Source organism: Streptomyces sp. NPDC004561 (assembly GCF_053602155.1).
The window spans coordinates 1-7,038 of the sequence record NZ_JBSGDB010000456.1 but is presented as its reverse complement, the minus strand read 5'-3'; the positions used below and the strand labels follow the sequence as shown (position 1 = coordinate 7,038).

The 7,038-nt window shown below is 73.1% G+C and carries 5 protein-coding genes; 1 reads left to right on the top strand and 4 read right to left on the bottom strand.

Going from position 1 to position 7,038, the window contains the following annotated elements; all coding sequences use genetic code 11:
• Positions 1-97: 97 nt before the first annotated feature.
• Both ACWEN3_RS37615 and ACWEN3_RS37610 read right to left on the bottom strand, forming a co-directional pair.
• On the bottom strand, positions 98-2,953 hold the full coding sequence (locus tag ACWEN3_RS37615; protein WP_452980567.1) for a type 2 lanthipeptide synthetase LanM family protein: 2,856 nt from the start codon (positions 2,951-2,953) through the stop codon (positions 98-100).
• Between the two features lie 183 nt (positions 2,954-3,136).
• The gene (locus tag ACWEN3_RS37610; RefSeq protein ID WP_452980564.1) at positions 3,137-3,337 is read right to left on the bottom strand and encodes a DUF6229 family protein; all 201 of its coding nucleotides are present in this window, start codon (positions 3,335-3,337) and stop codon (positions 3,137-3,139) included.
• A gap of 889 nt (positions 3,338-4,226) precedes the next feature.
• Between ACWEN3_RS37610 and ACWEN3_RS37605 the strand changes: the two genes are divergently transcribed.
• Positions 4,227-4,526: a hypothetical protein gene (locus ACWEN3_RS37605; RefSeq protein WP_452980561.1), complete on the top strand. Its 300-nt coding sequence runs from the start codon at positions 4,227-4,229 to the stop codon at positions 4,524-4,526.
• A 363-nt stretch (positions 4,527-4,889) separates the two neighbouring features.
• On the opposite strand, the gene denD is transcribed toward ACWEN3_RS37605, so the two are convergent.
• Entirely contained in the window at positions 4,890-5,900 is a 1,011-nt protein-coding gene (denD, locus tag ACWEN3_RS37600) for a D-erythronate dehydrogenase (RefSeq protein WP_452980559.1), read from the bottom strand.
• A gap of 181 nt (positions 5,901-6,081) precedes the next feature.
• On the bottom strand, positions 6,082-7,038 hold a 957-nt coding region (locus ACWEN3_RS37595; RefSeq protein WP_452980556.1), incomplete at its 5' end, for a hypothetical protein.

The window sequence follows — 7,038 nt, the reverse complement described above, 5'->3', positions numbered from 1 at the left end:
GGTGGCGTGTGCCGCCGGGACCGGCCCCCCCCGGCGGCGCGGGCAGGCCGAACTCGCGTCTCCACCGGCCCCCTTCACGCCGGTCGGCGGGTCCGGATCAGTCGAGGATCAGCGGGTCGGGCAGGTCGGCCTCGTGGTGCATGCGCAGAAGGGTGTGGAGGACTCCGGAGAGGCCCGACATCAGGCTCGGGGAGAACGCCTCGCGGGCCAGTCCGCCGACCGGTCCGCGCTGTTCCAGTCCGGTGAGGATCTCGCCGTCGAGGGCCAGGGGATCACCGAAGCCCAGGGACGTGAGGAACTCCCAGAGTCCCAGGTCGCCGTGGCACAGGGTGTGGCTCCAGCCGAAGCCCTCGGCGGCGCAGGCGTGTGCGGCGCGGCGGGCCATGTCGAGGCGGGCGGGATCGCCCGTACGCCGGTGCAGATCGAGCATGCCGATGCCGATGCCCGCGCTGCCGTGACACCAGCTGGTGAAGAAGTCCTCCTCGGCGCCGACCCGGACGTCCAGCCAGTTGCCGTGCTCGGGCCGGTAGAGGGACTCCTGGTAGGCGAAGGCCCGCTCGGCGAGATGCCTCCAGGCGCGCCGTTCGGGAACCGAGCCGGCGTCACTGAGGGCGAGCCGGGCCAGCACCCAGCCGACGCCGGTCGCGCCGTGCGCGAAACCGCCGATGCCCTCGGGGTTCAGCCGGGTCGTCCAGCGGGCGCCGCTCTCGTCGAGGGTGGCCTGCCCGGACAGCCGACGGCCGATGTGCGCGGCGGCACCGAGCCAGCGGTCCTGCCCGGTCGCCGCCGCGAGGTTCAGCAACGGGACGACCGCGCCGGCCGCACCGTTGAGGATGTCCACCTCGACGTCGTCCTCGACCAGCGGGGTGCCCTCCGCGAGCAACACGGCCCGCTCGGCCGCTCGGTGCAGCAGCCACTCCTCGCCCAGCACCCGGTGCAGCGCCAGCCAGGTCCACACCTGCGACGCGGCTCCGCTGAACGCACCCGGTGACAGCGTAGGCGTCCGGTCCTCCGTGCCGACGAGGACGCGCAACGCCCCTTCGAAGGTCTCGGCGACCCCCGGCACGTCGTCGGCCCGCCCGGCGCGCACCTCCGTCAGGTACTCCGCGAGCGTCAGCGCCACCCCGCCCTGACCGGTGTAGAGGTCGGCGGGCAGCACTCTGATGGACCATCCGGCGGGCGTGAAGACCGGGCTGATCCAGGTCACCGTGCCGTCCTCGCCACGCACCGCTCCGTCGCACAGCCGCCGCACCATCTGTGCAGCGAGGGCACGGCGGCGCGGCTCCCGGTCGCGGGCATGCGGTTCGTGCGCCGCGGCCTGCGTCCGCGCGGGCAGCGAGCGCTCGTTGAGGTACGCGCCCACCAGCGCGTCCTGGATCACCGACTCCTCCAGTGCCAGGTCGGCCGTACGCCAGTCCTCGACCGTGTTCCGCACAGCGGCCTCGTCCACCGTGAAACCGAACATCGGTACGTCACCGGCCAGCAGGTCCGCGATCTCGCCGTCGATGGCCGCGCCGTCCGTCGGCGCGCCGGGCAGCACCTCGGCGTTGCGGCGCAGGATGTCCCGCGTCCGCTCGACCGCCGCCGCCTCGTCGTGCAGGGACGCCGGATGCCACAGCATGCGGCCGATGTCGACGTACGCCTGCGTCGGCCGCAGGATCCGCCGCGCCCGGGCGCCCTCGAACCGGCTCAGCAGTCCGTACGGGTCCATGCCGGGACGACGCAGGTGTGCGGTCATCTCGCGGAAGCCGCCCAGAATCCGGTCCCAGTACGCGCTGAGCACCGGGGTGGGGCTGGGATGGTTGCCCGCGACGGGCATGGCGACCAGGTCCACCTCGAAGCGGGCCGCCGCGGTGCCGCCGTCCGCGATCACCGGATTCGGGATGAGCGGCTGCTGCCCGGGCAGCGCCCCGACGCCCGAGATGTCGACACCGCCGAGTGCGAAGCCGGTGCCGCGCACCGGGAGCAGCCCGGTGCGCAGGACCGTGCGACGGATGGCCGCGGCCGCCAAGTCCACCGCGTCGCCGCGGCCGCTGGGCGGGAAGGGCGCGGGTGCGTCGAACAGTGTCTCGGCGTCCACGATCACCGGCACCGGGCCCGCCGCGATCATGTTCTCGGCGTGCATGTCGGTGCCGCCGGTGAAGCGGAGCACGGCCAGCCAGTGGCCCATGTTGCGGTAGAACGCGGTGAGTTCGGCGTCGTTCGTGCAGTAGCGGTGACGGACGAACTCGGCCCAGCCGTAGCCCTCGCGGGCCAGCGTCCGGGGCACCCGGATGCGCTCGTGCGGTGCGGGGGCACCGGGGAAGCCGGCAAGCACTTCCTCCAGTAACGCGCCGAGCGCCACGTCGGCCTCGGACGGCCGGGGTTTGTACATGACGCTTCCGTCGGCGAAGGTGACCCGGCTGACCGTCAGTCCGCCCCGATGACTGTCGCCGGCCCCGAACGACACGGCCCGTACGGCCCCCGCGGGACCGCCCAGCAGCGGCCGCAGCAGGTCCCGGTCCGCAGCGAGCCGCTCGGCGAAACCGGCCGTCGCCGCCACCCACAGCCCCGCCACCGAGGCGACGCGCTCCCCGATCCCCGGGTATCGTCCGGCCAGCCCGTCGAGATAGCCCTTCCGGCCGGCCTGCGCGATGAACGTGCTCCACGTCTCCGTGTCGGACCGTTCCCCCGCGCCGTCACCGGCGGGTCCGGCGCCCGCCGCCAGACGCACGGCGTGCAGTTCGATCAGAAGGAGCCGGGACAGCTTCGCGTGCAGCGATCTGAGCAGCGCGGTGTGCCCGGCCTCCAGAACCACGATCCTTTCCCTCGGTTCCAGTCCGTCGATGGCCGCCAGGCGCCGCGCCAGCTCCTCCCGCCACGGACGTGCCATGGCGCGCACGGGTTCGGCGAACCACTGGGCCTCGTCGCTCTCTGTCGTCGTCCGCGGCTTGTACGGCGCCGTCCCGCTCACCCTCCACCTGCCCTCTCCGTCGTCCTTCGCCTCAGCGGGCCGCGCCCCGGCCCGGGAAGCGCGGGGAACGTCCGCCACCCGCTCGGCGGCGCACTCGCGGCCGCGTCAGGGGCCGGCGTTCCGTTCCCCGCGCTCTTGGACACGCCGCTCAGTCCGCGCAGTGGTCCGAGACGGCGTGCGTCATCAGCAGCACCAGCTGCCGTGCGACCCGCTCGGGCTGGAACAGAAGCCGTACAGGGAGTCGGTGGGGTCGGTGAGCGCGGCCTCGGCGGCGGCGCCGCCGACGTAGAGCGGACCGGCGGGGTTCAGCTGACCGTCCGCGCTGTCGGCACCCGACAGCCAGGCTTCGAGCACGGCGCTTGCGTGAACACTGCTCTGGGGCATGGTCGGCCTCCGTAGGTGGGAAGGGGATGGGACTGTCCAGGCCCGAGTATGTTCGGCCTGTGACGCCCGTCAGACTTCCGATCCAGCCACAGTTGCCCGGGGTACGTGGGGCGTCAGGGGCCCCTGGGACGGAGGGGACGGCTGTACGACCGGGCGATGGCCGGGGCGGGGAGCGACGTTCGGCGGGCCGACCGAACGCCTGAGCGGGTCCGCCCAAGCGGAGGCACCCCGCCGTCGCCGCGCGGCCCTCACCGCGGCCGAGCCTCACGGTGCCGAGGTCTTGCGGGATCGGCAAGTGCGAGGACCGCCGTAGGCGAGACGGGACCGGCGCCCGCCGCTCCGGCCTGTTCGCGCGGGTGAGACCGGCCGTGCCCGGTTTGGCCCTTGCGAGAACCCGGGGGCCGGAACCTGCCGCCGGCCGTCACGACGAGCGGACTCCGCCCCGAGACGCGGTGGACGGAGGATGCGTCAGTCCGCGGGGCGCAGCGGGGGAACGGTCGGTACCCGGCGGGCGTCCGCCATGTCCTACTTCCACCGACAGCCGGAGGAGGACGAGCTTGCCGACGATGCCCGGCGTCCGCGTCTGCGGGGCGGGCTCCACGACCGCGGATCAGGCATGGTGATCAGGTCCCCGGCGGGGTCTGTCTTCGTCGACGGCGCCCACATCACCCGCGATCTGCGCTGTCGGTCGACTGTACCCCCGTCGGCCTGCCGCTCTCGCGGCATTTCCACAGGTCAATGGCGTCTCTGGGTGGTTCTTCCCGGTGTCGGCGGAACGCGGATGAGTGAGGCGTGACCTCGGGGGTAGACGCCCCAACCGGTCAACGAACGACTGAATCGTCACGGGTCACACAGGACTCGTCACGAACCGCAAAGAAAGGAGAAGGCCATGAAGAAGCTGATACGGAACGCAGGCGCGATCGGCGCCTCCGCCGCCATGGTGACGGGCGCCCTCCTCGCCACCGCCGGCTCCGCGGCGGCCGCTCCCGAGCCCACCGCACACACGGCCGCTCCTGCCACGACGGCCACCGGTCTTGCCCACTCCCGCCACAACGGCATCCGCCTGCCCTCCGATCCCTGGATAGCCGGGCAGCTGGCTCAGTTCTACCCCCAGGCCCAGCACCACCTGGCCGTGTTCGACCCCTGGGTCAAGGACCAGCTGGCCCGCTTCAACCCCTCCGCCGGCTAGACGGTGCTTCTCGTGGAAGGTGGCCGACAGCGGCGGGCGGCCGTGAGGCCGTCGCGCCCTCGGCCGGCCGCCCGGAGCGGTCCCCCGGCCGGCCGGGTCAGCGGGTAACGCGGCGGCCAGGGCGCAGGCCGCGGCGACAGCGCCGGCGGCGAGCGCTCGTAGCCCCGTCACCCTGCCACTATGGCGCGAATGATCTTTGGTCATGCACCAAGAGTGACCGCTCCGCAGCACTCCGCACATCAGGGGCCACCCCTGGATTCGCGGCTCAGGGTATCCGTAAGGGGCAGGGGCAGAGGCCGCAGCGAAAGCGCATCCTCGACGTCCACCCGTGCCCGCGCAGTGACCGATCCAGCCGGCTCGGCCTCAGTCTCTCGCCACCGCGTCGGGGTGCTCGGCGAGGTAGTCCCGCACGACCGACAGGAAGCTCGGGTCGGGCTCCAGACCGAGACCGGCCGCGCGACTGCCGTCGAGGACGGCGGGCCACGAGGACACGATGGCCTCGATGGCAGGGTCAGGGTTGATCGTCACCAGGCCGGCGACGGCGTCGCCGGCCACCTGCCGCAGCGTGGCGAGCATGTCGGCGACCGAGACGGTGAGGGCCGGAAGGTTGACGGGCACCTGGCCTTCGAGCCGTCCCGGCCCTGAACCGCGCTCGGCCTCCGCGACGCGGAGGATTCCCTGGACGGTGCGTCGCGGCGAGGCCAGGGCCACCCGCAGGTCGGGCCGCACCGGGCAGGTCGCCGGGAGCCCCGCGAGCGGCTCGCGCATGATGGACGACAGGAATCCGGAGGCGGCCGCGTTCGGCTTGCCCGGGCGCACGACGACGGTCATCAGACGGGCGACCCGTCCGTCGAGGAAGCCCCGGCGGGTGTAGTCCGCGATCAGGCGCTCGCAGATGAGCTTCTGCGTTCCGTAGCTCGACCGCGGCATGGGCAGGGTCGACTCGCTGACCACCGGTGGCAGAGGCAGTGCCGGGTCGAAACCGTAGACGGCGAGGCTGCTGGCGAACACCACCCGTGCCGTCGGCCCGCCGGCGGCCGCCTGCGCCCGGGCCGCCTCCAGCAGGGCGCGGGTGGTGTCCAGATTGGCGCGCATGCCGAGATCGAAGTCGGCCTCGCACTCGGCCGACACCGCGGCGGCGAGATGGAACAGCACATCGACCGGCTCCGCGAACACGTCGTCGAGGCGGTCGACCAGGTCGGCGTGCACGATCTCCACGAGCGGGTCCGTCGCCACCGGCGGGTCGGGCCGGACGACACGGTCGACGAGCACCAGCCGTGTGATCGGCGCGCCCCCGAACGTCCGCGTCCGCAGCAGTGTGGCGGTCAGCCGACCGCCCAGGAAGCCGAACGCGCCCGTGATGACGACCCTCACGTATCGCCTCCTCACCTGCGTGCCAGGGGAGCGGCGCCGTCCAGAGCGGCGTCACGGTGGTGGGCACCGGCATCGGGTCCAGCCGCCGCCGTCGATCCTCACGGGAGGGCCCCTGTCCGGCACCGACGGCGAACTACCCTCGCCCACCCGCCCGGCAAACGCCCGCTCCTGGGCGGCCGTCTCACCGACCGGGCCCCCCGGTGCCGGTCGGCCCCGCGGGCGGGGCGTCGGTTGCGGCGGCCACATACAGGTCACGGGTGGCGGTGCCGAAGTACGCACTGTAGGAGACCTGGGGGGTGTTGCCGCCGGTGTGGTAACCGCCGATCACTCCGATGACCGCCCAGCCACCGGGCCAGGGCACGAGCATGGGGCCGCCGCTGGTTCCGCCGACGAAGGCGTCGCAGGCGATGCGGGGGAAGGCGCCGGGGTCGGCCGGGTCGTCGCTGGGCCACCTGGTGGTCCAGCTCCAGCACTCCAGCGGTTTCTCCGCTCCGGCGGGATACCCGATCATTCGCACCGGCGCGTGGAAGTAGCCGGTCCCGGTGAGCAGGCGCACTCCGCCGACCGCGTCCTGCAGCAGGGTGCCGTTCTGGTTGGGCTCGGTGACGGCGAAGGCGAAGTCGTATGCGGCACCGGCGTGTTCGCCCATGTCGTAGTACTGCTGGGGGACGTAGACGCCGTTGGTGCGGACGGGGAAGACCCCGAAGGGCTTGACCCCGTCGTGGTACTGCGGGACGAAGCCCAGGTTGCGCTTCGGGGCGGCGCCGGAGTAGCCCTTCAGGCAGTGGCCGGCGCTCAGGACCAGGGCGTGGCCGGGGCTGCGGACGGCGGAGCCGCTGCAGGTGCGGCCGGTGCCGCTGGCATCGGTCCAGAAGAAGGTGCCGGCCTGCGGGATGCCGTCGAAGCTCCGGCTGGGCGGGATGTACTCGCCGGGCCGAGGCCCGTCCACCGAGGGTGAGACGGTGGGGGGTGCCGTCGGGGGCGCGTTGCCCTTGGCGGAGTCGGCGGGCAGGGCGGCCAGCATGCGGGCCGGTGTCCAGTAGTGGGACGACACCCGCCTGGCCGAGCTGACCACCGTCGACGGCATGACGACCACCTGGGAGTACGCTCCAGGCACACATCGTCCGCTCACCCAGAC